We start from the raw sequence: 586 nt of genomic DNA, 5'->3' as shown, positions 1-586 counted from the left end.
TCCATCAGAAGTCCATTTCACTGAACCATTGAAGTTTGGGAATGTATTTTTGAGGTTAGCTTTAATCATACGAATATGATCATCACCTTCCTTCAAGAGGTCCGTAGACCTCGGGAAGTTAGAGTTAAGCTGATTAATATATTGTGAAGCTTCAATAGTCATTTAGATGCTCCTAATCCTAATTTAGCTTTAAGGAATTCACTAATCCCTTGAGCACCAATATAACCAATCATTGCCGCAGCCATTACAGCACCTTCTGGATTCATACCATGTGAACGGAGGAATCCATCAACACCCCAACCAATAGCACCACAGAAGATTACATCAACAAATGAATCTCTTGCAGTGTCCTTACGTTTCCAGTGTACCAGTGCATTAATAACCGCAGCAACTAGGCCGTAGCCTAGCTGATTGCGATACATGTGAAAGAATTGCCAGAAATGTGTGAAATTACTGTCCATCTAGTTTCTCCAGTTTATTAGAGAGTTTAACCACTAGGAAGGTCAGTTCATCAATTTTCTCACCTTGGGCACGAATCTTACGTTCATACTCAAAACGAGCTTCACGTAAATCATTCATTGCATTT

1 protein-coding gene is annotated in these 586 nt (G+C 39.8%); it reads right to left on the bottom strand.

Going from position 1 to position 586, the window contains the following annotated elements; translation table 11 throughout:
* Window positions 1–158: 158 nt before the first annotated feature.
* Window positions 159–461: a phage holin family protein gene (locus tag N1032_RS26660; RefSeq protein WP_259543676.1), complete on the bottom strand. Its 303-nt coding sequence runs from the start codon at window positions 459–461 to the stop codon at window positions 159–161.
* Window positions 462–586: the final 125 nt, after the last annotated feature.

This window comes from Herbiconiux daphne (genome assembly GCF_024979295.1).
In the GTDB taxonomy this organism is placed as follows: Bacteria; Actinomycetota; Actinomycetes; order Actinomycetales; family Microbacteriaceae; genus Herbiconiux; species Herbiconiux daphnes.
Note: the sequence above shows the minus strand (reverse complement) of the source record. Positions and strands in the feature narration are given on the sequence as shown.

Coding starts and splice junctions, on each gene's coding strand:
- N1032_RS26660 (WP_259543676.1), bottom strand. CDS start 461: ATGGACAGTAATTTCACACATTTCTGGCAATTCTTTCACATGTATCGC.